Raw genomic sequence first — 24,982 nt, 5'->3', positions numbered from 1 at the left:
AAAGCGCTCCGTTTCTTTCTCTCGATGATTTCTTTTTTCTGTCGATTCTTTTGAAAATAAAAAAGCCCGGAACCGGTCCGGGCATTTTCTTTCCAAAAGAAAGATCCAAGATTCTTACTTTAAGAATTCCAACTCTGATACAAAAGCGGACCGAATGCAGTGACAATCAGAGTCAGAAACAAAACGATGATTGGCACGATCACTCTTTCGTATCTCGAAAAAAAACTTGCGTGATGGATTTCAGGTTCACTCTCAAGATATTCCCTCACTACGTGTTTTGTCAAAAGGTGATTCAAAGCGACCGGAGGAGTTAAATATCCTAATTCAAAGGAAACGAGCGCGGTCATCCAAAAGTTAAGTGGATGAATTCCGTTCGCCTTTGCAATCGGATAGAGGGTGACGGAAACAAGTATTACGGCTCCATAAGGATCCATTAGCATTCCTATGATCACAAGAACGATAGTAAGAATGATCATAGCCGAAAGTGGAGAACCTAATTGAGTCGGAAAAAGGTTGATCACGTTTGATCTTTCAAAAACTCCTCCCATACACGCGGAAAGCCCCATCAACATCAAAAGTGCCCCGAGATGAGAACCCGTATCATAAGAAGTTCTGGAAATCTTGATTACGTCTCTAGCACCAGAAGCAGGATGATGTTCTTTTTGGCTTTGTTTGTGATCCCAGTAGATCAGAGCCAACATCGCGATCGGCAACATATAAGGGGCCGTGTGTTCGTCGAAATGTGTATTCAATCCAAAAACAAGCACGAATACGATGACTACCGCGATTAGAATGTAAAGACTAAACGGTTTAAATACGGCCCAAGTTTTTCCAAAGGCGTTTGCTTCCGGTTGAATCTTCCAGGAACCCTTTCTCAAAAACCAGCTCACCACTAAAAAGAGAGTTGTCGAAACTCCAAAAACTCTCCAACCCCAATGAAAGAGCTCATCCGTTGTCACGTCCAAGTTCAAGGAAGCGACGATGACGACGAGCAAACAAGGAGGAAGCACAACTCCCAAACTTCCGCTCATCGCTGTAGCGGCTAACGCTCTTTCCTGCGAGGCCCCTGCCCTTCTGAGTTCCACGAATATCGTAGCGCCTAAAGCAAGTACGACGATTCCGGAAGCGCCGCTATATGCGGTCGGCAAGGCGGCCGCGATGACTACGATTACCGCGAGCAATTCCGCCGGCAATTTCCAAGGTTTTAGAAGATCGAAAAATCGTCTTCCTAAGGAAGTATCCCTTAGAAGAATACCAGTCCAAACATAAAGTCCAATCTGAATGTAAAGAGTCGCGTGCGCCGTCAATTTTTGAAGATAGATCGCCAGACCCGCCGGATGTTGTTCGATCAGAGTAAAATAAATTCCGCAAATAAGAGCCATCCAGCAATACAAAGGAATCGAGAGAAGAATTTCGGAAAGCCGACTTTTTTCCCGATCTTCCGAAAGATGGGTAAATTCAGAATTTCGAATATTATTCAAATTGAGTGCGATAAGAAAGAGCAATCCTCCGATCCAAAGGATCTGAATCTGGGCTTCAACCCCCTTGCTAAACGGAAGCATAGAGACCGCGGAAAGCGTTAGAATGAGGTTCGCGATGATTTGGCTGACCTCCGAAGCCAATTCTTCCTTTCGATTCTCCGGATTTTTTAGGGCGATATGATAACGTCTCGTAGTGGAAACGATTCCGGCCACAAGCAAAAGAATCACCATCGTCATCGGAATATAGTCGATCGCAAATATAGTAATTGTGGAAAGTTTTCTCTCAGTTCCACAATAGAGCTTTTGTCCAAGAGTCAATTCCAACGGAGTCAATACTGGCGCTGCGGGAGCGTTCTCTTTTTTTGGAGAACTCGCGGAGCTTCCGGAACCCAAATTCAATTCATCCAAAAGCGCGGAATCGGAAGCGCTCACCTCGACTTTTTCCACGGAATTGATTTCAGAGGCGATACAGCTGATTCTAATCTCCGCATAACGCGGCCAGATGGTTTCCCCTAGCTCGAGCATTCGAGCTTGAACCAATTGACCAAAACTTTGAACCAGAGGGACGAAAAGAAAGAGCAGTACTGCCCACGATACGATTTTTTTTGCCATGTTTGTTTTGTCTTATTCTAGGGAATCGGAACATTCTTCCGCATTCGAGTCGGCCTTACAACGAACACCTTTCATCAGTTTTAAGATCGATGCATGGTAGACACCTTTGTCTCTGAGTTTGATACGAACTTCCCTGAACTTTTCGAAGTAACCTTTGATTTCTTCTTTTGGAACTTCCAGCCAATACTTCGCAGGAACTTCTCTTTCAGCCTTTCTTGTGAGTTCCAACATCGTTTCAAACTGCGTAGCGGCCCACTGTCGGGATTGATTTCCGTAATCCGCCGGAAAATCAGCGGTCTTTCCGACGATCTGAAAAGTAAGTTGTCCGATTGGAAACTTTACAATTCCACCGTTAGGTGCAACACCCTTCATAAGTTCCAAAGGTTTAAAACCGACAGCCGGAGAATAACACGCGTCCGCGCGTCCGTTGTTAAAAATTCCTGCAAACGTAGCGATTTCTGCAGGAACCATAGAAGAGCCTACCACGTCCACCATCGTAGTCGCGGCTTGATCGTAAGTCAGAGTGGCGATTTTTTTTCCGGCGAGATCTTTGATGGAACGAAGTTTCTTATCTCTAAGAAGAAGGTACACGGCTCCTCCCGGAAACATCGCCATCGTTTCGTATTCTCCGGAAACATTAAGTTGTCTTGCTTTCGGATTGGACAATACGTCGATCGTCCTTTTCAGAAGATCGTAAGAAGGAAGCGCTCCGATCGCTTCTAAAGAACCCGACTGAGGAACATATCCGCGGACACGAAGGCTCGTGAGAAACGCAAGGTTACACTTACCCGCTTTGAAATCCGAATTCGCGACAACCTCGTCGGTATATGCCTTCGGCTCCAAACGGATTCCCCAGTTGAGTGCCTGCGCTTGGTAACGAAGAGCGGATTTATAAATATCTCCGTGAGTTCCGGAAGGATCAAAGACGCAGATCGTTTTGTTGATCGGATCTGCCGCAAAGACGTATGACGTTAGCGAAAAAGCTAATGCCGCGATTAAAAAGATACGGATTCTTTTCATGGATATTCTCCTATCAATTGAATTCAAAATAGAATGTCGTAAAAAATCAGAGACCTTTCAGAAGATCGTCGTCTTCTTTCATGTCCCGTTTTCCCTGTGGAAAACTTCCAAGAAGTAAAGGGCCTCTATGTCCTTTCTCCTTGATCCAAATTTTATCGGATTCGTGTCTCGAAAGTTGTTCCGCGTAAGCTTCCAGAAGTTGATATTCTTTTTGGGATTGGCCTTTCTCCAAAAGTTTAGAATGTTCTTTCACCGCATTCTTGATTGCTTCTTGATTTCCTCTTCCTGCAAGAGCTTGTATTTGAAACGCGCGGGAAAGACTCACTCCCGCTCTATCGCCTAACGCAACGGCACGATCAAGTTGCTGAAAAGGATCTTTTCCAGTCGGCGTTACCCCCGGAATCGATAACCAGATGACAGCCTCCAGCGCCAGAGGAACTCCCCACCATTCTTCCGGATTCAAACATTTGGATGCGTTAGACACCATCGAAGGGATATCCGTGGGAACGTTACCCGCTCCTTGTGCTGCGCGATCGTGAAGAATCGCGAGAAGACTCGCAGAGAGTCCGATTAGATAATAGAATTGATCGTCTTTGGAAAGAGAAGGACATTTGCCGTTCCATTCTCCGAAGTAAAGATTGAATCTTCTATATGCTTCTCCATAACGTTTTGCCGCAAGTCCGTGATTACGAATTTCGACGGCTTGATGATCCGTCGCTTCGTCACCCTTGCCTTTTCGAACGGCGGCGAGATAATGAAGTTCCGCTTCCTGCGCGTTCTTTTCTGCGCACATCCCGGCGCCGAGCATCGCCACGAGAACGGGAAGATCCGGACTCCGACTCACTCTTTCAAAAGAGGCTATGAGGGGAGCCAAACTGACCCCTGCGCTACAGACCGAATCCAAATCCCTTGACTCGAGCAGAAAAGGTATCAAATGATCTTCTGCATAAGAGGAAATCGTCCTTCCCGTGAGATTGTAAACTAAGGAACAGGAGGTTGCGTTTATTGTAACAATCGTTACAAATAAGAAAAAACCAAATTTTAACTTTTGAATTTTCATTCGGGCATGTTTATCGCTTCAGAGATTTTTATGAAACTTAATCACGGCGTCAGATCCGTCCATGATTTTTTTATAGAATGCTCGTTTTATTTTATCCAAAGAGAGACAAAATTCTAAAATCGAAAAAGAGAAGCAACTTATAAAAGTTTCATAAATTTTCTCTTCCCTCCTTGCAAGCGACTTGGTGAGAGTGGCAGGCTTTTGTAAGAGATCCTACGTTTACAGGTTTAATGTCCTCAAGCCCGCCCGGCGGATCCCAAAATTCATGCGATGCTCGAACAGCCACAACCTCGCAAGTGGAAGAAAAACAAAACCGAATTCTAAATTGTAATAGCTCCTACATGAAAAATAGGAATCGACCTAAAAAAAGAAAAAGAGAAACGGCCAAAACGGAGCCGGCATCTTAAGCGCGGCTAACGGCTCCGGAGCGAATCCTTTCAATCAAACTAAGAGTTTCCGATTCCGGATCCACACCCAATTCTTTTCGGAGGGCTTTTCTAAACTCTTCGAATTTCCTAAGAGCTTCATTCTTACGATCAAGTTGCAAAAGCGCTTCGAAGTGAAATCTCCAAGCCCGTTCATCCAAGTCATCCAGACGAATCCAACTTGCAGAATCTTCCAGGAGACCTTCCATCTCTTTCCTCTCCACGTCCTTCTCACAAAGAAAACGAAAAATCTCAATCAAACTCTTTCGGATATATTCTCTCCGAATTTCCGATTCCGGAAAATAAAGATCGAAGTCAAAAAAATCCCCTCGGTAGAAGGCTCTCGCAAAACGAAACTCCTGGATCGCAAGTCCGGTGTCTCCCTTTCGAAGTGCTTTTGCTCCACCTTCATAATGTTTTTCGAACATCTGGAAGTCGGTCAAAACAAGATCCTGTCTGAAAAAAAGCCGGTCCTCTGAAAACACAAGAGCTTCCGGATTTCCTATAATTCTCCTTAAACGAAAACAAAGAGCGTGAAGACTGTTGAGTGCATTTTTATCCGCCATTCCAGGCCAAAGAAGTTCCAAAAGTTCTTCCCTATGAATCCCTTTCTCAAAACGAATAAGAAGAATTTTCACAAGTTTGAGCATCTTCTTCTTGCTGGAGATTTCCGTCTGTGGAATCCGAATTCCCCCTTTCTCCAATTCCAAACTTCCGAGAGCACGGATAAAAATCTGTTCTTTCTCTCCTTCCGAAAAATTCCTCTCCTCTGACTCGGCGTTTTTATTTTCTATTTTTGTCTTAGAATGAGCGGCCGCTTTATCGGGCTTCAACTTAAATTCTTCCGGAGAAACCAAGGCCTGTTTCAATTCTTCTCGAATTTCCCTTCCCGATTGATTGAAAGTCAAAAAAGAATCCACGGAAAACATCAAAATCAAAAAACTAAAATGAGAAGTGTACGGAAACGGAAGCAAGTCCATTGCAACCAAAATATCTAAGAAAACGTTCGTACAAAAGATAACTAAAGCGATCAAAAGAAACAGGTTTCTAAATAGATTTTTTAAAAACTCAGTGATAACCTTAAACAAAGTCCAAAAGATCATAAGAATCCCGGAAAGATAAAAATACTGAACCAGAAGCGGCTGCGCGGTTTCATAGATGATGATCCCTAAAGCCGGAAATTTCCTTTCGTGAGTCAACCCAATTTGGTACGAATTTGGATCTACGAGAATCACCGCAGATAAAAGTACGTTGAGAAGAATGTAGAGATAAACAAAGTCTTTGCTGAAAATTCTTCGATAGCTATTTACAAAAAGAACCAAACTCATTCCAAAAATCGGAATACATGCGTTTTCAAGGCGCTCCCAGATCAGAGCGTCCTGCGCGCTCCCTGTATTGATTGTCCTTGTAAAAAAAAACAGATAAAAGCCGTAAGCAACTTGCAGAAATGCAAAGTGAAGAAGGTAAATTTGTTTTCTATTCTTATAAAAGAGGAATAAATTATGAAGCGTCCTATAGGCCAGAATGGTCGCAACCAAGTAGCATGAAATTTGATAGAGAGTTATATTCATTGATTTTCAAATCCCTTTTTGATCCTGCAACCGTTCCGTTAAATTTTGAATAAATACTGATGTCTTTTTCTCAACCAAAATTCCTTCGCCTCTATTAGAAAGCAGAGAATTCCAATTTTGGAATTCGTTTTTTATAGAAACTTACGTTTTTTTAGAAAGGACGAAACCGGAGGAAGGTTATTTTTTCCTATAGCAAAAAGTAGGACTTTTTTAAAAAAACGAGAACACGTGTTCTTACTACAATAGAGGATGCTCTTCTCAGTCCTCTTTTTTGATAGGCCCACGATGACTCTTAATTCTTTGCGGATTCAAAACCTTCCTTATTGACAAAGAATCAAGGAACCTGGTTCATTTGCTGCCGCTCCCACAAATCTCATTCCGCCTAACATTTACGGGTCGGACGTATTTTCCGGACCGAGTGTGAAAAACTCAATTGCGTCGTTTCTTGCGTTGATCGCACACGCGGTGTTGTTCGTAGGAATGTCTTAACTTTGGAAAGTTGATTTGCGGTGGAAGTAGAACTTCCTTTAGAATGCTGTTGATCAAAGGAACCACGAGAGAAGTTACTAGCGGTTCGATCACGCTGTATATTTCGTTTGGATCCAATCCGAAAGGATTGAACATCGGTCCCTCTAACACTTCTAATCCAAATTCGAAGTGGAAATAACAACATGAAGTGCATTCAAGTTTTTTAAATTAGGATCGTTGTTCGGATTGGAGAACGTAATAAACTTAAAATCCGCGTCAGCGAAAAGACCGATTGCAACCGCGCCTAACGTATAAGAGTAACCGTTGGGACGCGAATCGTTTCCGCACTCGTTTAACTCCCCCCCGTAAGCGCTGAGCAACTTGCCGGCTTTTTTGCGACGCTCTTCAATTGCATTTCCGTAAAATACAGACGTAATTTTGGTATTCCTGTCCAGGTCATCGATTTGAATTTTACGCTTGGAGCCAGAACCGGCTCCATGATCATTTCGATATCGCCATAGGGTTTTGCCGCAGGAGCCAAGGCATTCGAGCCGTTCAGACCTTGTAACTTTTCGCGGTCCTGCGCTAAGATCGTTATGATCGGAGAAGCCGTGAGCAAGGTCGTGATCAACTGAAAGAGCGGGTTACCTCCGGAATAACCGTTGATCGTATCGATAAAAGCATTGTTCATATCGATGTCCAGACCTCTTCTTTGCCAGAGATGAAACGCGGCTTGTGAAATCGTAACCGAATGGAGGGAAAGTAAAAAACCAGTATTTGCGTGGCTCTGCGTAAATTGATACGTTGAAGGAAACGGAGTCGCAGGCTTTCGAGTCAGAATCATTCCTGATTTCGCCGCTTGGGTCCTAAGTCCCCTTCGCTGCGAATCCACGGAGTCGCTGGAAAACGATAGATCCAGATTACTCACGAATCCCTCGTTGGGTCCGTCGTGTTTGATCACACTTTCCTGTCTCAGTTTCATCTTTACCGTGAGAGAAAAATTTTTAAACGGCGCGGGAAGGAGCGTCTTTCAAACGATGAATGAGAGTGTTCGTTTTGAGAAGAGATTCTCTGACACGAGCCTCCGGCTTCAAAAGTATGTCCGAAGAAACTCTTAAAAAACCTGTAATATCCCGACGAGCGGGTTTTTTCATAGAACTGTCTAGTCTAACGTTGAACGGATCCGGCTGGAGACTCTGAAACCCGGCTTTCAGAGAAGGATATTCGTTCAAAAGATTGAAAAGTTTCAATCCTCCGTCGTCCGGCTATATTGGCGTAAAAGGAAAACATATCCAATTTCTGCTTTTCCGACTTGCAGAAGAAAAATCCGCAAAGGATCAAAGAACCGTCGTGTATTTCCAAAACCGGAATCTCCGTTTCAAATCGCAGGGAAAGAATACGGAGACCGGATACAGTTTCCTTATTTCAGGCTTATATTGTGTCGATTCCCCAAAAAAATCCAAAAACTAAGCTTAAAAATAAAGACTTATTTAAATAAAACGATCGATATTTTATAACAACGGGAATGGATTTTGAAAATATTCGAGCGAAAAGAGAAAGAGAAAGAATCAGATTCCATTTTTTGAATTTAGAAAATCATCCCTTAGATGCTTTTAAAACAAAGGGCTCCCATTGGATTCTTAGAAAAAAGAAACTCTGAAATAGAATCTCCGAAAACGAAAAATCCAAAAGAATAAAATTCGATTCTTGAACGGATTCGAAAAAAGAATCCCAGAATCTCAAAGAAAAACAAAATTTCAAATTTTAATAGAAGTGAGTTTGCGCGCGGCTTTTCTTTTCAAAAAGGGAATCGAAAATCAGAGTAAACGCTCGCGTATGAGAGACATAGGAGCGATTTTAATCTCCAAATCGAAAAAAAGATTCAAATCGATTTTGATTTTTCTCCGTTCCCGACACAAAATCTGAGATTTTCTTGACATTTTTTTGACTATGACTACCGTGAGCGCGACTGGAATTTTTAGCTGCCTTTTCCCGGGTCAGTTGAGAACTTTTGAACGATGTAAGCAAACCAGGAAAGGTCATCTCACTCTCGAACCCCGCTGATTGATTGGTCTCCCCTAGTATCTGATTCAGATTTAAAAGCCAGTAATTTTTTGTAAGGACCCTTTCTCATGAACATTTACATAGGCAACCTCGCCTATCAGGCAACCGAAGACGATCTCCGTAAAGCTTTTGAATCTTTCGGAGAAGTAACCTCTGTACGCATCATCACTGATAAACTTTCCGGCAAATCCCGGGGACTGGCTTTCGTGGAAATGGCGAACAAAGACGAAGGAAACGCGGCGATTGACGGCTTAAACGGAACTCAGATCCGTGGAAGAGAAATCAAAGTCAACGAAGCGCTTCCTAAAAAACCTTTTCCCGAAAAATCTCGATCTAGATACTGATCTTTTTCAAGGGAGAGAAGCATTCGCTTTTCTCCCTTGACAGAAGTCATTCGAGCGAATAGCATTCGCTATTGTGTCCGAGTTTGGCTTCTCCTTTCTAAAGTCCGTTCACTTTCTTCCAAAAACTATTCATTCTATCTTTTATTGGATGGGAATTTTCGGAACCTCTCTCGGTTTTCTGATGTTTCTGGGACAAATCGTCCTTCCTTATAAAAATCGTCTCAACTATCTTTTGGGATTTCTTTTCTTGGGAATGTCCGTCCTCCAGGGAAGTTCTCTCTCGATTCTTTCTTCTCAAAACACTTCATTTTCTTGGTTGATTCTGTTGCATATACCGGCTCTTTACTTCGTCGGTCCGGTGTTATACGGAATCTATACGGTGAGCTCCGGAGAATCGTTTCCGTCTTCTAAGATCAAAGGCGCGCTTCACAGCGTTCTTCCCAGTTTGGGAATTTTCATCTACTTCGGAACTTTCTTTTTCCCTCAAGACATTGAGTCAATTCTCTACCGAGCTTTAGTGGAGAAAATCTTTCCAAGCCCGCTGGATTGGATTTTACTTCCCGCAGTTTGCGGAATCGGATTTTATATTTCTCTCGTTTTGAAAAGTTCTCGAGATCTCTGGAGATGGGAGATCTGGAAATCGGAACCCACCGCGAGGATTTTGAGTTTTCTCGTCGCGGCATCTCTCATTCATCTCACCTTGGGAAGTTTCTTTTTTATCACCAAAATTCCGGACTTTCTGGTTTTGACTATGGGTGGGATGGGATTTGCACTTTGCGCCGCTTATTTGATCGGTCATAGAAATCCGGAATTCTTTCAAAAGCTCAAAGAAGTCGCCAAGGCGACCAGGGAAAAATATGCGCGTTCCCTCCTTGTGGGAATCGATCGCGAAGTATTAAAGGAAAATCTAATACAACTGATGAAAAGAGATCGTTTGTATCGGGAAGAAGATCTTGGACTCGGTGATCTCGCGGACGAACTCGCACTTTCCACACATCAGGTTTCCGAATTTTTAAATCAAGAATTGGGAAAGAATTTTTCGGTTTTCGTAAACGATTTTCGAGTTTCCGAAGCATGCGACCTTCTTAAAGAAGAAAGAGATAAGAGTATCTTAGACATCGCCTACTCCGTCGGATTTCGAACCAAATCCTCTTTTAACCGAGCGTTTCAAAAGCATACAGGTCTCACCCCGAGCGAGTATCGCTTCAAGTCCTTGCAAGAAAACCGAAACTGAATTTTTAAAATCGAAAGAATTCGTTTTTATCCTAAAAATCTGAGAGAAGAAAAAATCCTTTGTAATCTGCCTAAATTCTTTCCGCAAAATAATAATTGTATCTCAAGGGCAATCTGTCGGAACTCCGACGTACTTCTGTAAAACTCGCGCGCCCCGCCCAAATTCTCGGGTGGTGGGGCGGGTGGCGGAAAAATTCCGGAAATTCTCCTCTATCACAGAATTCTAATTTTGCAAGCACAAATCCCTGTGTAGGAACTCTTACATCATTCCTTTCCTCGGGAGGATTCTCGTGTATCTCCTCTGAACTTGTGAATAAGGTTATACTGAACTTGGGTTTGGGGTGCTGGCGGAAAAATCTCGGGCCACCTCTTCTACGCCACAAAATCCTAGTTTTCGCAAGTAGAATTCCCCCTTCGATTTTTCGTAGGAACTCCTATCAAAATCAAACTTCGCGTAATTCTCATACAAAACTCAGAAAATGAACCGTCCATCTCCGAGTGAAGGCCGCTTTACGAGGAGCAATTTATCGATTCCTACTTCGTCACCCGACCAAATCGATAAAATAGGACGACGTTTTCCGGAAAAGACCCTATGATTCCCCTAACTCCAAACGAAAAAGAGGTCCGAATGAACACTCTGACACTTGCGAAAAAAGAAATTCTTCCCAAAAGAAAACCAAAAAAATGGGAAACCCTCGAATTACGCGAAAAGAATATTAAGATTATGCGTTGGATCCGATTTCGAGACAGAAATCTAAGAAAGAAATTTTCGATTCTCAAACACCAGGATTTTTTAGGTACATCGATCACTTTCGGCTCGGCTGCGATGATGATTTTCACCGCAGGACTTTACATCGCGAACGTGATTCCGGCCTGGGCCGCCATCGTCTCGAACGCGATCTTTGCTTCGTTCTTACACGAAATCGAACACGATACGATCCATAACCTCTACTTCAAAGACAACGAAAGAATGCAAAATCTGATTTTCTGGACCGTGTGGATCTTTCGCGGAAATACGGTCAGCCCCTGGTATCGAAGAATGATTCATACCTTACATCATAAGGTTTCCGGAAACAAAGACGATATCGAAGAAAGACTGATCGGCAACGGTATGGAGGCTGGTTTGTTTCGATTCTTTGCGATGATCGACGGAAACATTTCGGCGATTCTTAATTTTAGAAAGCTCGTCAAAGATGCACCCAAGTTTAAAAGAAAGGAAATCGTAAGAGAAAGCTGGCCTTGGCTCGTCGTCTATTACTCGCTCTGGTATCAATTTCTCGGACTCAATCTGCTCCATTATGGAAATCAATTCTTAGGTTTCCCGTTTTCCTTTCCGGAATTTTTAGAATCGGCTCGTTCCTTTCTCAACACTGCTGCGGTCGTGTATATGATCCCAAACTGGATCCGTCAATCGAGCATTCAGATCGTTTCTTCCAATATGCACTACTACGGAGACGTAAAAAATATCAATCAACAGACTCAAGTTTTAAACGTTTGGTTCTTAGCTCCTCTTCATCTTTTTTGTTTTAACTTCGGAAGCACTCACGGAATCCACCACTTCGTAGTCAATCAACCCTTCTATCTCCGACAGATGGTGGCTCCTTTTGTTCATCCAGCGATGAAACGTTACGGAATTCGTTTTAACGATTTTGAAAGTATGCTCCGTGCCAACCGTTACTTTCCGGTCAAATCTGAGTTCGCTTAACAAGATCGAACTTTCTCGTTTTTATCCAAAAGCGGGAAAGTCAGTTTTACAAAATTAAAACGGTTTCCCTTCTTTTTCGCTTTTCTTGGATTCTAAAAAAATCAAATTTGTTTTCCAAGAGAAACCTTTCTCGTCTTTTGGTTGAAGAAGCCAAGACATGTCCTCCGAATCCAAAACAAAAACGTTCCTCGAATTTCAATTCGCGATGCTTCTCATCAGCGGAAATATTCTCTTTGCTAAATTGATCGACGAAAGCGTCTGGATGATCACATTCGGCCGAACCGTCTTTGCGAGTGTAGGACTCTACCTTTTTTTGAAATGGAGAGACAAACCAGTCTTCTTTACAACGAAAACGGACAACATCGCTTCCCTCGGGGCCGGAGTTCTTTTGGCGGTCCACTGGATCACATTTTTTGCCTCAGCACGCCTTGCTTCTCCCGCCGTTGCGGTTCTTACCTTGTTTACACATCCAGTGATCACGGTATTTCTCGAACCGATCCACTTTGCGTCACGACCTAAAAAGACGGATCTCTTCCTCGCACTTCTGGTTCTTTTAGGAGTGGGTATTTTAATTCCGGAATTGAAACCTGGAAACGATCTCTTCTTGGGAATTCTTTCCGGGCTTTTTTCGGCGTTCACGTTTTCTTATCGGAATTTGGTCGCAAAAAAATTCCTCTCTCATCACGGAAGCGCGCAAGTGATGTTTTTACAATCACTGACGGCCGCAATCTTACTCGCGCCCGTTTGTTACTGGGATCCGATTCCTACAAACTATCGTTCTCTGGGTCTTATGATCTTACTCGGAACTTTTTTTACTGCGTTCGCTCACACATTGTATATGAAGTCGATGTTTCAGTTAAAACTTAAAACCGCGGGAATTCTTTCGAGCATCCAGCCCGTGTATTCCATTCTTCTCGCCTGGATCTTGTTAGGTGATATACCGGGATATCGTGAAATTATCGGCGGCGTTTTGATTCTTTTCGCGGGAACTTTGGAGACGATCCGTTATAAAAAGGAAGTCCCGTAAGATGAACTTAAAACTGGCTCTGATTGATTCCAGCGCTCCTTTTTTTGTAAAGGCTCCAGGAGAATCGCAGAACTGGTCCAAAGCGCCGATCGGACTCTTGGAAAAGAATCAAAAGTTTAGAAAAAAAACACATAAAAAGATACGTGAGAATTTCGATTCTTACGTAAAAAAAGTGAACGGTATGGGATACAACGCGATCACCATCGACGAACTTTCCTTTCTCGCCGACTTTGCATTTTATCCGAACGCACTTCGTTCCAAAATTCAATCCTATAAAAAATCCTACCGTAAACTTTTTAGGACGGCAAAGAAGAACGGGATGAAGGTCTTTCTTACGAGCGATTTTTTATTTTACAATTCTCATATCGAAGCTGAAACAAAAGGAGATTTTGCTCGGGTGGCTTCCCTGTTTCTCTCCGTTTTGGACCGTCTCTTCTCGGAATTTGAAACCATAGACGGAATCATTTTAAGGATCGGCGAGTCCGACGGAGTCGACGTCAAAGGCGACTTTCAAAGCAAACTTTTTTTAAAAACTCCGGAGGACGCCAATCGGCTTCTCAAAGAAATCCTACCCGTGTTCAAAAAACATTCTAAAACTTTAATATTCAGAACTTGGACGATCGGCGCGTATCCGATCGGAGATCTCATCTGGAATGTAAAAACTTATGAAAAGGTTTTTCAAAACGTTCCGGAAGAAAATCTGATCATTTCCATGAAATACGGAGAAGGAGATTTTTTTCGTTATCTAAAACTCAATCCACTCTTCTTCCAGGATAAAAAACCCAAACTTGTGGAATTCCAGGCAAGAAGGGAATACGAAGGTTTTGGAGAATTTCCTTCCTTTATAGGCTGGCAGTATGCGTCTTACAAAGAAGAACTAAAAAAAGTAAAAAATCTCGTGGGATTCAGCGTTTGGTGTCAAACGGGTGGTTGGTCCTCTTTTAAGAATATTACGTTTTTAAAGGACACTTCCTATTGGAACGAGCTCAACACATTTGTTTGCCTCGGTTTGTTTAAAAAGGATTGGAACGTAAAAAAAAGTCTTCGAAAGTTTTCCGGAAAAAAACATCTCGCCGAGCTCATCCGATTTCTAAGACTTTCCGACGAAGTGATTTTGAATCTTCTCTATGACCCTGGATTTGCGGATCGGGAATTTTATATCCACAGGGTCAGGATTCCACCTTTGCTTCATATCACCTGGGATCGGGTGACGATCAGCGATCATTTTAGAATTCTTTACGACACGTTTTGCAAAGACAAAAAAGCGTCTGTTCTAACGGGTTACGCCGCGATAGAAAGCTTAAAAGAGATGGGAAGAATCGCAAAAAGAATTTCTCTACCGTATAACTTTCGTTTTCAATACGATACGTTTCAACTCTTTGCGTTTTGTCGCGAACTTCTTTATCTTCCGGATCCGGAAAGAGAAAACTATCTTTTGGAAGAGACGATTCATCTCGCAAAGATCTACGCGGAAAATTATCCGAACGCTTATCAATTCAGAATTCATTCCCGCAGAAGAATTCCCGGATTTATGTCGAAACTTTTACTGAATTTATTCATTCGAAGAAATAAAAACATGAGAATCCCGGATCGAATCCTTTTTTCTCCTCTTATGAGACATTTTTATTTATTCTTATACAAAAAGATAAGTTCCAAACTTCCTTCGTTTATCAATCAGCAAGCGATGCCGGTCTCGGAACTCTTAAAATAGAAATCGGTTTGACAGATTTTCCCTTGCATAATAATATTTTGACTATGAACTCCGATAGAAACGTTTCGATTCAGTATTCGAAAATTATGATTCTCTTTAGCGCCTTGGAGACTCGTTTTGTCTCTTTCAAAAATTCAAAGCTCCAAACTTTCGCAAACGTGCTCGTATTTTTGATTCTTTTCACTCAGTGTTCCTCGGGAGACAGAAAAAACGTTTCTAACGAAACCGCGAACGGCGCAAGTAGATCGACCTACTCCGAAGACGAGGCGCAAAAAAACCGGGAAGAGGAAACTTCTTCCTCGAACGCATCCAGTCGTTCCACAGCCGTTGACCCCGACGCCAAACCGACAAAAGGTTGTATTCAAGGCGATTGTAATTCCGGAACAGGAACTTATGTCTATGATAACGGCGATGAATACAGAGGTTCGTTTCAAAACGACTTAAGAAACGGTCCGGGAAGAATCAAATATGCAAACGGAGACAGATTCGACGGAGAATTTAAGGACGATCTGAAAGAGGGAAAAGGAACTTATATCTTTAAAAACGGCGCCCTTTTAGAAGGAACGTTTCAAGCCGGTTCGATGATGGGTCCTGGAAAGGTTCGTTTCCCGGATACGAGCGTCTATGAAGGAGAATTTCAGGACGAAAGGAATTCTGCGGAAGGAACCATGAGTTCTTCCTTTGACGGATCCAAACAGAACTGCAGAATTCAAAACAAGATCGTTCTTTGCGGCGGCGGACGCGGAGCGGAATCCCCATACGGAAAAAATTAATTTCCAAAACTTCTCTCTAAGAATGGAAACGGGGATATTTCGATCTTTCGGAAGCGTAAAAAAAACGGACTTTTAGAGTCCGTTTTTTCGTTTTAGACGATTTCGTTTAACAAAATTTCAGTCCTCGTTCGAAGAAGAAGCCCCCGACGACGACCCCATTCTTTTCTGATAGAGTTGAACCCTTTTTTCGTCCATCCCCACGAGTGTATGAGTGATTCTTAATTCTTTTCCAAGCGCCTCTCGCCCAGTTCTGAGCTCGACGACTCGATACCAGATTTCTCCCGCAGGAACGTAAAACGCGTGGTTGATACAAAGACATTTGAACTTAAAACCTAAGGAACTTTCCGCCGGTTCCATCGAGTGAGGGGCCGCAAAAAAGTAAAAGTCTTGATCGCTGGTATTACGAACCAAAAGGACAAATTTCTTTTTGGAACCGGGTTTGAGATAAAGACCATTCCCGCCTATCGAAGAAGAAACCGGGGCATCGGAGATTTTTTTCACCGTACCAGTCGCCCAAAGATCCACCGGTCTCTGGGAAGCTCCTTCAAAGAGTTCCATCTCGAAGGGAAAATGTTTTTTCTCCCAGAGAATCGAAACTTGGATCTGACGATTGGGATCGTTTTCCTCCGGTCCCCATAATTGTGAATCGGAAGCGGAGGATTCTTTTTTACATTCTATGATAAGAATGCAAGAAAGAAGAACCGCGATCAAAACCGGAAACGACCTCACTCGAGAGCCATCTCCAAAGTTTTAAAATCTAGTTTTCGACTCGGGCTCGTGTTCTGAACATAGATATTTCCGTTTAATTTTTTGATCGTGATAAAATCCTGAAAGATAATCTCCTTCTTATCCGGATCCGTTTCTGCCATGTTACAATCTCTTCCACAACCGTTGCAGTCCATGTCTCCATAGGATTCCTCGAAAGAAGATGAGTATTTTCGCATATAACCGAATACTCTCAACTTTAAGGAATCGGCGGACGATTCTTTGACTTCGTAGTTTCCGATCGCGTAAAACTTACTCGTCTTATTCACGAAACTTGTGTCTCCGCTCGTTTGATCCTGAGTGTTTCCTTCCATAAAAAAGGAACCGTCCGAACGCATTCTCAAAGACCAATTGGATTCGATTCTGACTCCGTTTGTATCTTCCGTCGAAGCGGAAGATTCCGTTTGTGCGATTGTTTCCGTGCTCTGAATTTCTTCCGGAAGTGCGGAAACCTCCGAACCGCGAAGCCCGTGATTGAGAATCATATCCAAATCGGGTGGAGTGAATTGAAGATGATTTTGCCGCGCTATGGTCTGCGATCTCGAAATCGGATTGATAAGAATCCAGTTCTTATCCTTTCCGAATCGAATCTCACTGAGAACCAATCCTTTGTACATTTTTCCCGCGTAGATATCATCGACGGTCAAACGGAGAGAGGAGCCTTCGAAACTTTTTTCCAAAACGATCTCTTGAGGGCCGAGGATATCCTGCACTTGAATCTTCTGAACATAACCGTTGTCTCCCGTAAGAGTTGCGGTTTTCAATCTTCCGTTGGAATAACAATGTTGGTCCGATCTTTGATAACCGTTCCAGATTTTGATCGAGTTAATGGTCTGAGGTTCTTTGAATTTAAAATCCAAAGTTACGCCCTTTCCTTTTTTATCGGAAGCCCAAGCATACTCGTAACGGGAATCAAAAAGATTCATCACGTCGTAGGATAAAACAGGGCTCGCGGTTTCGGAAGCTTTGGCGGAACCTTCCACGATTTTCGGAAGTTTGAGCGAGAACGGTTTGTCTCTTTCGTCGTAAAAACGGATTTCTCCGATACAGAGATCCTTATTCTTTCGAAAGTTAATTGTCACTGATCGTGAGTAGACAGGTTTATCAAAGGAAACGATCGCCTTGGTTCCGCTTAACGTAGCCGAAGCGCTGAGTTCGTCAAAGTTGATATAAGCCGTGACCGCATCCGTAAATTCTCCCTTACAGGAATCTACTTCCACCTTCTTTAATTGAAAACCTTCGTCCGGATAAAAATGCATTTTTACAAATTCAGCGCCTTCTTCGGGTTTCCAGGAACCTCCACCTAACGCCGCAAAGGCGAGCTTGTCGCTTAAGGAAGTGGAGGTGGCCATCGACACGCTCAGTTCTTTTTTACAATTCCAAAAACCGACCGCCAAAAGAAGGATTGGGATAAGAATACTCGCTTTACGATTCATCTAAGAATTCTCCAGGAAAGAATTTTCACGAGTTTAAGAATCTTCCCAGCTCTGTCAAATGCATATCCTCGTTCACGAATTGCGAAAAAAAAACAATTCAAAATACCCCAGATTTTGTCGGAGTTCCGACACGGGGACTTTTTCTTGCAAAGCTGTGATTTTGTGATAGAGGATAGTTTCCGGAATTTTTCCCGCCACCGCTCCCCTCCACCCAAAATTTGGGTGGGGCGCGCGACTTTTACAGAAGGGCGTCGTAGCTCCGACAAATTAACTGAAAACCCAGACAACTTGTGGGTAAGGATATGAACTCAAAGGCGGTGCAACGAGAAAGCTCCTGAGACAAGGAATTTTGTAGGAATTCTTACAAGAGAATTTTCTCTTGCGAAAAGTTTGATTTTGTGATAGAGGAAAGCTTCCGGAATTCTTCCGCCACCCACCCCTCCACCCAAAATTTGGGGTGGGGCGCGCGACTTTTACAGAAGGGCGTCGTAGCTCCGACAAGGCGAATCTCTGGAGATCCCAAGTGCATTTTTGGATGGATCTTTCAAACCAAAAACAAGCCCCGATTTCTCTTTCGATCCAGAAGAATTTCTTGACGCAAGCCAACTTATCTTTTGGATGGCTAGATTGATATTGAGAATTACTCTCATTATCAAAATAAGAGGAAATTATGAAATCCAAACTACTCTCCCTCGCTAGCCTTCTCTGGATTCTGAATTGTGGCGAAAAAGCCTCCGATGCCAATGCGCTTGCATCCGTTGGTTTAGCACTGGCACATTCGAATTCTTCCTCCTCAGGTGTTTTTGAAGTCGTTTCTCCCAAGGAAGGAGAAATTGTCTCCGTATACCAACTCGAACCTTCGGTTTCCACGCAGGAAAGTGGAACTTTGGAGGTATTTCGAAACGGAGAAAGGGTCGCTTTTGTAAACACAGGCTCCATCAACTCCGAAGAAAAGAATCTTTTGACTAAGGTTCCTGCTTTCAAACCGGTCAACGGAGAGAATACACTTCAGTTTCGATGGAAAGGTCCGGACGGGGAGATCCTACAAAAAGAAATTCATATTTACTTCGGATCCAAGCTTTCCGCGGGAGCCGCTCACTCCGGCTTTTTAAAAGACGGAAACGTCTACACGGTGGGAAGAAATAATTTCGGTCAACTCGGAACCGGAACTTCCACGGGAGACGGGATCAATGATATCATCACGAAGTTGAATTCGATCGGAGAAATTTCGAGCATTCATTTTACGCAGAACAATTCAATGGCGATCCTAAAGAACGGCAAAGTTTTTACCTGGGGAACCAATGCAAACGGCCAATTGGGAATAGGAAGCAATAACACCGATCCCACAACTCCTTCCAACGCCGGACCTCGATTGCCACCTTCCGAAATTCCCGGTGTCAACGACGCGGTGATGGGCGCATACGGCTTTGATCATGGACTCATTTTGAAATCGGATGGAACAATTCTTTCCTTTGGTTTGAATAACGTAGGCCAACTAGGAAACGGAGCAACCGGGATGACCGCGACAACCATCTCCTCCACACCGGTTTCGGTTGTGGGACTTAGCGACGTCATCCAGGTCGTTGCAGGTTCTCAACATTCCGCAGCGCTTACCACAAACGGTGAAGTTTATGTCTGGGGAAGAAATCAATACGGTAATCTTGGAAACGGAGCGATCGATACGAATACAACGATTCATTCTACACCTCTAAAAGTTGCGGGTCTCAGCGGAATCAAACAGATTGCAAACGGAAGAGATCATATTCTCGCGCTCAAATCCGACGGTAAGGTCTATTCATGGGGTTTGAATGCAAGCGGGCAACTTGGAATCGGCGGAAGCGGCTCTCCGACCCCCGGCCACACTCCAGCAGAAGTTTTGAATATTCAAAATGCTGTATCCGTTTGGGCCGGCGGAACCCAAAGCTTTGCGGTCTTAAGCGACGGAAGTGTTAAGGGTTGGGGAGCCAACGGTGCCACGGCCAATCTCGGGATCGGAGAAACCGCCACTACAAAAATTTACACGCCCAGCAGCGCAGTAATCGGCATCAAAAATCTTGTCCATTTCGGATGCGGGGCTACCCACAACTTCGCCCTTCTGGCGGACGGCTCGCTTTACGGCTGGGGTTGGAATTTCAAAGGTTCTCTAGGAAGGCCTGATCTTCAGACGAACTGGGGAGCAGCGACTCCAGTTTACATAAACCTTCCTTAATATTCACTATTTAGAATGTGTACTAAAATTTCGATTTATACGTTTCGTCTTTTTCCTTCTAAGGCAGCGGCTTATTGGAGAATTCGGTTTTTCTTCGCAGGGTTTTTGGTTCTTTCGTTTGTGGGTTGTCAAATTCCGAAGAATGAAAATTGTCCCTCCGATCTCTCTTGTTTCGAACTCGCTTCCATCCTTCTCGTCCTCTCTAATCTCCCTTCGGTGAATCCCTGGGATTATGAAGTTGGAGAGGAATACCAAGGAGGAAACCGGATGACTAGTTTTCAGATCGGAGCTTCCGCTTTTCGTCAGTTTGCACCGGATTCTTCTTTGAACGTGATTTCGGAGTTTACCGTGGGACAAGCCGTTTTTGAGGTTCCTTGGATTCCGGGTTTTTCGGCGACCCTCCCGGATCGGGACGGACTTGGTCCATTCTTCCATTCCAATTCTTGCGTTAGCTGTCATATCGGAAACGGAAGAGCCCTGGAAGAAGACGGAGAGGCTCTAACTTTCAGTCTCATACGATTGAGTTCCGGTCCGAATTCCCATTCTCCGGATCCACAATACGGAGGCCAGTTTCAACCCAACTCCGTCGCGGGAGTATCCAAGGAAGGAACCGCGACTTTAACCTATCAAGAAATCGAAGGCAAATTTGCTGACGGTTCGACCTATAACCTTCGTTTTCCTATATTCAATTTTTCGAATTTAGGATATGGGGCTTTTCCCACCGACATCAAAACTTCTCTGAGGGTTCCTCAACAAGTAATCGGGCTCGGTCTATTGGAGGCGATTCCCGAAAATACGATTCTTTCCTTTGCGGATCCGGACGATCTCGACGGTGACGGAATTTCCGGTAAACCAAATTACATTCAGAATCAAACCGGTTCCGGTTCGAGCCTGGGAAGATTCGGGTGGAAAGCGAACAACCCGAATTTGATCCTTCAAAATTCAGCCGCCTTTTTGGGTGACCTGGGAATCACTTCCCCTCTCTTCCCAGACGAAAACTGCTTGATCGGCCAGACCCAATGTCAAGCCGCCGTTAACGGAGGAGCTCCTGAGATTCCACAATCCAAAATAGACGCGATCACGAATTATATGAAGCTCGTCGCAGTTCCTGCCCGGAGAAAAGCTTCCAACTCGAGCGTACTTTTCGGTAAGGAATTATTCTTCAAGGCAGGTTGCAAAAATTGTCATATTCCAAAAATCTTAACTCGCTCTGACGCGGATTTTCCCGAACTATCCAATCAGACGATTCGTCCTTACACCGACCTTTTGTTACACGACATGGGAGAAGGGCTCGCCGATCAAAGACCGGACGGGGAGGCGAACGGAAGAGAATGGAGAACTCCTCCTCTCTGGGGAATCGGACTTTTTGAAGAAGTGAACGGTCACACCCGCTATCTTCACGACGGAAGGGCGCGGAATTTGACTGAAGCGATTCTCTGGCACGGAGGAGAAGCCGAAAAAAGTAAAAACTACTTTCTAAAATTAGATATCAGAGAAAGGAGTCATCTTCTAAACTTTTTAAAATCCTTGTAACAGCGCGAAGAAAACCAAGCCAAAGTGTTCCGCGCCGGTTCGAAAAGTCTCTAAGGAGTCACATACTGATAGAGAGTTTCAAAAAGAATCCGGGACCCCAGTTTTAAGTTTTCGATACTGATGTTTTCATCCTTCCCGTGAAGTGTTTCCGTGTCCTTTGAAGTCAGCACGGCAGGATTGAGTCCGTAACAACGAATCCCGATTCTTCTAAATCGTGCGTTATCCGTTTTTCCCGAAGACATAAACGGAGCAGCGACACTTCCGGGAACATTAGAAACGGAAACGTTCGCGAGAATCTGAAAGAGTTCGTCTTCGAGAGGAGAATCATCCGGACCGATATCGTCCTCGATTTCGACTTCCACTCCGTACGGTTTGGCGAGTTCTCTGATTCTTTCGAAGTATTCTTTCGTATCAAAACCCGGAAGTACTCGAATATCCAATTTTCCTAATGTTTCTCCGGAAAGAACGTTGTATCCGCCCCCTTCCAAAGATTGAATTCCCGTAATCGCTTTCGTATTACTCGTCATCGCCGCGAGATGTTTGCTTTTTTTGAGAGTTCCGGTGAGAAAGGGTTTGATCAAGGGGTTAGACGCATTTTTCAAAAAAAAGGAAGTGGGAAAGGAAGCGACTTTTCCCAACTGATAGAAATAAGCTCTGGTCTCTTCCGTGATTCTAACCCCTACGTCGTAACTTAAAACCTCTTCGTAAAACCGAATCAAATTCAACGTCGCATAATCGGAAGTCGGCGCGCTCCCGTGGCCGCTCTGGCCTTTTGCTCTCAGTCTTAACCAGAGGTTTCCCTTTTCGGCGTATTGAATGTTAAAGATCGTCGAACCCGGAATTCCCACGTCTTTGGTGGCAACTCCGCCTTCGTTTAACATCGTATCATAATCTTCGAATATACTTTTGTGTTCCTTCGCCATATACCGGGCGCCCCAGAGACTTCCACTCTCTTCGTCAGCGAGCGACAAAAACATCACTTTTCGTTTGAGTTCTATATTGGAACGTTTTAATTCTAAAAACGCGACGAGTTGCATCACAGCAAGGCCTTTCATATCCAAAGCCCCTCTTCCGTAAATTTTTCCGTCTACGATCTGACCGGAATAAGGAGGAACGGTCCATTCGGATTCGTCGGCTTCTACAACGTCGTTATGATTACCCAAGATAATTCCTTTGAGTGAGCTTTTCTTTTTGGGTTCGAGAACCGCGACCAAGTTTGCGTGTTCTGGATGTTCTTTCGAAGCGTAGATCTTCGAAGGAATTCCTTCCTTTTGTAAAAGAGCTTGGAGATAACGAACGACTTCGATTTCGTTTTTTCGTTCCGTACGAATTCGAATCAAATCCTGAAGAATCCGAACCGCTTCCTTTGTTCGTTCTTCCCAGTTGACGGAAACCGAATTCGGTTTGAGGGGAATCGTTCGGATCGGAGAAGAATAAAAACAACCGATCAGAATAAAACACAGGAACCACGAAGATATGCGAACGAAAATCATAATCTACCTTCCATCTTTTGTCAAAGAGACAATCAAATCATCGTGCGAATTTTCATCGATCTAAATTCTTAAAAGTGTCAAAAGATCCGCGAATCCGCATTTGGAAGCTGCGTAGTGTGAAAGACGATTCATTCCTCCGAGGTCTGCGATCGAAGAAATGTTGATGATCCGCCGACTTTTGCGCGATGCGAATCGGAATGATCCTCCTAACAACGAGCCAAGCTTTTTTCAAGTTGATGTCAACCCTAGATCCCGGGAGTCTTCCGTAAGTTGTGAACAAAACGTAAGCGCGCCCCGCGTTATTAAAAGAATCTCGATTCCATCAAAAGCATCTAACGTTCCTTTGGCCGCCGTCCTTACGTCCTTTTCGTTTCGAAGATATCGCCGAAAGACTATGATTTTCGAACACAAAGTCTCCGCTTCTTCTTTGAGATTTTCCAACTCGTCCGCGTTGCCTAACGTGTATGCGGGATGCGAAAGTGGTTTTGCGACGTCGATTCCAACGACCACGGCGCTTCCTTGACCGCGGACTGCTCTGTGATAAACACGACTTGATTCTTTAATTCTAAGCTCCTGGAAGTGGTTCTTTTTTTTGAGAGATTCTCTTCCTTCTTCCCCCTCCAGAGGAACACAAGATCCGTTGTGAGCAAAAATTTTATCTTATAGGAAAGAATTTATTCTTGTAGAACGTCTGTTCCTTTCAGCCACCCGGCTCGATTCCTCAAAGAAAAAGCGAGATCTCTCAGTTTCCCGTTGACAGAAAGTGAATTCTGAATACAACGTTTGGATTCTGAATTCGTTTGGATTCATCTCTAAATTCTCCAAAGAGGTCTTATGGCATTTCGTAGAACGATCGGAGCAAGCGCCTCCGAAGACAGATTGGAAAAATTGATCCAAGATCGATTGCAACCCGGAGCCGACAAAACATTAGTCGATCAAAGAATCTGGGATCTTTTCGGAGAAGAATGGTGTGTGATGTTTACGGATCTTTCCGGTTTTTCCAGAGGAGTCGAAAGATTCGGGATCATTCACTTTTTGCAAACCATCCACGAATCAGAAAGAATTCTCATTCCGATCATCGAAGATCACGACGGAATTCTTTTAAAATCCGAAGGAGATAGTTTCCTGGTGATCTTTCGAAACGTGGGAAAAGGAATCGAATCCGCGATCAAAATGCAACAGATTCTTATAAACTACAACCAGGACAAAATCCCGGAAGAAAAAATACTTCTCTGCGTAGGGCTCGGATTCGGAAAGGTCTTGAAAATCGGAGATACGGACGTTTTCGGCTCCGAAGTCAACACCGCGAGCAAACTCGGAGAGGATACGGCGGAAGCGGGAGAAATTTTAGTCACACAATCCGTCTTCGAACAAGTCCGGGAAAAGCACCTTCGATTTGAAGAATTACCGGATGCTCCGGCAGGAACTCCAAAAGCCTATCGACTCTTCTATTGAATCTATATTCTAATTTTAGAATGTAGATTCAACTTTCCACGTTGCCATAGGGTGAAAGCCCCTATGGCATTCTCCATCGAAACGGGGAACGACTTAGATTCCTCCTTGACTCATTCCCAAAAGAAACGTATCCTCTGATGACGTTCGGACGAGGTGTTTTATCCTCCTTATGAGAAGGATCGATCCGATCTTTTGGAAATCGTCATGAATCTGATATTCGAAAATCGCTCTAGGATAAAAAATTTTCTATCTATAGTTTGTGTCTTCTTTTCAATTTCCGTTTTCGAAAATTGTAAAACGAAGTCGGATTCCCAGCTCGCCGCACTTGTGGAATATGCGACCGTTCTCGGTGAAACGAAATGTGAATGTGAAAAAATCGAAAGAGCCGAAGGACCTGAATCCGAAGAAGTTTCGATTTGTCTTCGGAAACTTGAGGACGCTCAGAAATTATACGGTGTCAACATTCGTCTTTTTCCGGACTTAGCAAATAAAGGTGAAAAATTGATCCAGGGTTCTTATTCCAAAAGATGCCCCCTCTGAGGGCCGTAAAAGGTTCCTAAAAAATTGAATATTTTTAATATTCCCCTCACACTCAAA

Annotated in this window: 21 protein-coding genes; 10 read left to right on the top strand and 11 right to left on the bottom strand. The window is 43.6% G+C overall.

Annotated elements, in window-relative coordinates:
* Positions 1 to 119: 119 nt before the first annotated feature.
* The 7 genes from JWG45_RS21790 to JWG45_RS22550 all read right to left on the bottom strand — a co-directional run bounded on the left by JWG45_RS21790 (position 120) and on the right by JWG45_RS22550 (position 8,722).
* Positions 120 to 2,093: a TRAP transporter large permease subunit gene (locus JWG45_RS21790; protein WP_205281706.1), complete on the bottom strand. Its 1,974-nt coding sequence runs from the start codon at positions 2,091 to 2,093 to the stop codon at positions 120 to 122.
* 12 nt (positions 2,094 to 2,105) lie between these two features.
* The gene (locus JWG45_RS21785) at positions 2,106 to 3,113 is read right to left on the bottom strand and encodes a putative solute-binding protein (protein WP_205281705.1); all 1,008 of its coding nucleotides are present in this window, start codon (positions 3,111 to 3,113) and stop codon (positions 2,106 to 2,108) included.
* A gap of 46 nt (positions 3,114 to 3,159) precedes the next feature.
* On the bottom strand, positions 3,160 to 4,173 hold the full coding sequence (locus JWG45_RS21780) for a hypothetical protein (RefSeq protein ID WP_205281704.1): 1,014 nt from the start codon (positions 4,171 to 4,173) through the stop codon (positions 3,160 to 3,162).
* Between the two features lie 403 nt (positions 4,174 to 4,576).
* Positions 4,577 to 6,169: a BTAD domain-containing putative transcriptional regulator gene (locus tag JWG45_RS21775; RefSeq protein WP_205281703.1), complete on the bottom strand. Its 1,593-nt coding sequence runs from the start codon at positions 6,167 to 6,169 to the stop codon at positions 4,577 to 4,579.
* An 820-nt stretch (positions 6,170 to 6,989) separates the two neighbouring features.
* Positions 6,990 to 7,619 carry a hypothetical protein gene (locus JWG45_RS21770; protein ID WP_205281702.1) on the bottom strand — a complete coding sequence of 210 codons (630 nt, stop codon included), beginning with the start codon at positions 7,617 to 7,619 and terminating at the stop codon, positions 6,990 to 6,992.
* A 22-nt stretch (positions 7,620 to 7,641) separates the two neighbouring features.
* Positions 7,642 to 7,887, bottom strand: a complete 246-nt coding sequence (locus tag JWG45_RS21765) for a hypothetical protein (protein WP_232380822.1) — start codon at positions 7,885 to 7,887, stop codon at positions 7,642 to 7,644.
* Positions 7,888 to 8,494: 607 nt separating this feature from the next.
* Complete coding sequence (locus JWG45_RS22550; protein WP_332476905.1) at positions 8,495 to 8,722, bottom strand: hypothetical protein; 228 nt, start codon at positions 8,720 to 8,722, stop codon at positions 8,495 to 8,497.
* A 47-nt stretch (positions 8,723 to 8,769) separates the two neighbouring features.
* On the opposite strand from JWG45_RS22550, the gene JWG45_RS21760 reads away from it, so the two are divergent.
* The 6 genes from JWG45_RS21760 (at position 8,770) to JWG45_RS21735 (ending at position 15,494) form a co-directional block, all read left to right on the top strand.
* On the top strand, positions 8,770 to 9,045 hold the full coding sequence (locus JWG45_RS21760; protein ID WP_002152104.1) for an RNA recognition motif domain-containing protein: 276 nt from the start codon (positions 8,770 to 8,772) through the stop codon (positions 9,043 to 9,045).
* A 73-nt stretch (positions 9,046 to 9,118) separates the two neighbouring features.
* Positions 9,119 to 10,279 (top strand): helix-turn-helix domain-containing protein, encoded by a 1,161-nt coding sequence (locus tag JWG45_RS22545; RefSeq protein ID WP_332476900.1) that lies wholly within the window; start codon positions 9,119 to 9,121, stop codon positions 10,277 to 10,279.
* Positions 10,280 to 10,906: 627 nt separating this feature from the next.
* Entirely contained in the window at positions 10,907 to 11,983 is a 1,077-nt protein-coding gene (locus JWG45_RS21750) for a fatty acid desaturase (protein ID WP_205281723.1), read from the top strand.
* A gap of 157 nt (positions 11,984 to 12,140) precedes the next feature.
* Positions 12,141 to 13,010, top strand: a complete 870-nt coding sequence (locus JWG45_RS21745) for a DMT family transporter (protein ID WP_205281701.1) — start codon at positions 12,141 to 12,143, stop codon at positions 13,008 to 13,010.
* Position 13,011: 1 nt separating this feature from the next.
* Positions 13,012 to 14,721, top strand: coding sequence for a glycosyl hydrolase family 67 (locus tag JWG45_RS21740; RefSeq protein WP_205281700.1), 1,710 nt, complete (start codon positions 13,012 to 13,014; stop codon positions 14,719 to 14,721).
* Between the two features lie 44 nt (positions 14,722 to 14,765).
* Positions 14,766 to 15,494, top strand: a complete 729-nt coding sequence (locus JWG45_RS21735) for an MORN repeat-containing protein (protein WP_205281722.1) — start codon at positions 14,766 to 14,768, stop codon at positions 15,492 to 15,494.
* 117 nt (positions 15,495 to 15,611) lie between these two features.
* Here JWG45_RS21735 and lsa20 read toward each other — a convergent pair whose 3' ends face one another.
* Entirely contained in the window at positions 15,612 to 16,223 is a 612-nt protein-coding gene (lsa20, locus tag JWG45_RS21730) for an LIC11469 family lipoprotein adhesin Lsa20 (RefSeq protein WP_205281699.1), read from the bottom strand.
* Positions 16,220 to 17,695, bottom strand: coding sequence for an NADase-type glycan-binding domain-containing protein (locus JWG45_RS21725; RefSeq protein ID WP_205281698.1), 1,476 nt, complete (start codon positions 17,693 to 17,695; stop codon positions 16,220 to 16,222). The genes lsa20 and JWG45_RS21725 overlap by 4 nt, the downstream gene beginning before the upstream one ends.
* 670 nt (positions 17,696 to 18,365) lie before the next feature.
* Between JWG45_RS21725 and JWG45_RS21720 the strand changes: the two genes are divergently transcribed.
* Positions 18,366 to 19,904: an RCC1 domain-containing protein gene (locus tag JWG45_RS21720; RefSeq protein WP_205281697.1), complete on the top strand. Its 1,539-nt coding sequence runs from the start codon at positions 18,366 to 18,368 to the stop codon at positions 19,902 to 19,904.
* A gap of 186 nt (positions 19,905 to 20,090) precedes the next feature.
* On the top strand, positions 20,091 to 21,437 hold the full coding sequence (locus JWG45_RS21715) for a di-heme oxidoreductase family protein (protein ID WP_408611670.1): 1,347 nt from the start codon (positions 20,091 to 20,093) through the stop codon (positions 21,435 to 21,437).
* A 50-nt stretch (positions 21,438 to 21,487) separates the two neighbouring features.
* Here JWG45_RS21715 and JWG45_RS21710 read toward each other — a convergent pair whose 3' ends face one another.
* Positions 21,488 to 22,930 (bottom strand): M20/M25/M40 family metallo-hydrolase, encoded by a 1,443-nt coding sequence (locus tag JWG45_RS21710; protein ID WP_205281695.1) that lies wholly within the window; start codon positions 22,928 to 22,930, stop codon positions 21,488 to 21,490.
* A gap of 228 nt (positions 22,931 to 23,158) precedes the next feature.
* Positions 23,159 to 23,440, bottom strand: a complete 282-nt coding sequence (locus tag JWG45_RS21705; protein ID WP_205281694.1) for a hypothetical protein — start codon at positions 23,438 to 23,440, stop codon at positions 23,159 to 23,161.
* 324 nt (positions 23,441 to 23,764) lie between these two features.
* Here JWG45_RS21705 and JWG45_RS21700 point away from each other — a divergent pair, with 324 nt between their 5' ends.
* A complete protein-coding gene (locus JWG45_RS21700; protein WP_205281693.1) occupies positions 23,765 to 24,385 on the top strand; it encodes an adenylate/guanylate cyclase domain-containing protein in 621 nt (206 codons plus the stop codon).
* 204 nt (positions 24,386 to 24,589) lie between these two features.
* Entirely contained in the window at positions 24,590 to 24,925 is a 336-nt protein-coding gene (locus tag JWG45_RS21695; protein ID WP_205281692.1) for a hypothetical protein, read from the top strand.
* Positions 24,926 to 24,982 lie beyond the last annotated feature (57 nt).

The organism is Leptospira ainlahdjerensis (genome assembly GCF_016919175.1).
Lineage (GTDB): Bacteria > Spirochaetota > Leptospiria > Leptospirales > Leptospiraceae > Leptospira > Leptospira ainlahdjerensis.
This window is presented reverse-complemented; position numbering and strand designations above follow the sequence as displayed.

Bases quoted from the DNA above. Each gene is read 5' to 3' on its own strand.
- JWG45_RS21745 (WP_205281701.1), top strand. From the start codon at position 12,141: ATGTCCTCCGAATCCAAAACAAAAACGTTCCTCGAATTTCAATTCGCG.
- JWG45_RS21790 (WP_205281706.1), bottom strand. From the start codon at position 2,093: ATGGCAAAAAAAATCGTATCGTGGGCAGTACTGCTCTTTCTTTTCGTC.
- JWG45_RS21785 (WP_205281705.1), bottom strand. From the start codon at position 3,113: ATGAAAAGAATCCGTATCTTTTTAATCGCGGCATTAGCTTTTTCGCTA.
- JWG45_RS21695 (WP_205281692.1), top strand. From the start codon at position 24,590: ATGAATCTGATATTCGAAAATCGCTCTAGGATAAAAAATTTTCTATCT.
- JWG45_RS21770 (WP_205281702.1), bottom strand. From the start codon at position 7,619: ATGAAACTGAGACAGGAAAGTGTGATCAAACACGACGGACCCAACGAG.
- JWG45_RS21740 (WP_205281700.1), top strand. From the start codon at position 13,012: ATGAACTTAAAACTGGCTCTGATTGATTCCAGCGCTCCTTTTTTTGTA.
- JWG45_RS21760 (WP_002152104.1), top strand. From the start codon at position 8,770: ATGAACATTTACATAGGCAACCTCGCCTATCAGGCAACCGAAGACGAT.
- JWG45_RS21725 (WP_205281698.1), bottom strand. From the start codon at position 17,695: ATGAATCGTAAAGCGAGTATTCTTATCCCAATCCTTCTTTTGGCGGTC.
- JWG45_RS21700 (WP_205281693.1), top strand. From the start codon at position 23,765: ATGGCATTTCGTAGAACGATCGGAGCAAGCGCCTCCGAAGACAGATTG.
- JWG45_RS21775 (WP_205281703.1), bottom strand. From the start codon at position 6,169: ATGAATATAACTCTCTATCAAATTTCATGCTACTTGGTTGCGACCATT.
- JWG45_RS21720 (WP_205281697.1), top strand. From the start codon at position 18,366: ATGAAATCCAAACTACTCTCCCTCGCTAGCCTTCTCTGGATTCTGAAT.
- JWG45_RS21735 (WP_205281722.1), top strand. From the start codon at position 14,766: ATGAACTCCGATAGAAACGTTTCGATTCAGTATTCGAAAATTATGATT.
- JWG45_RS21710 (WP_205281695.1), bottom strand. From the start codon at position 22,930: ATGATTTTCGTTCGCATATCTTCGTGGTTCCTGTGTTTTATTCTGATC.
- JWG45_RS21780 (WP_205281704.1), bottom strand. From the start codon at position 4,173: ATGAAAATTCAAAAGTTAAAATTTGGTTTTTTCTTATTTGTAACGATT.
- JWG45_RS21750 (WP_205281723.1), top strand. From the start codon at position 10,907: ATGAACACTCTGACACTTGCGAAAAAAGAAATTCTTCCCAAAAGAAAA.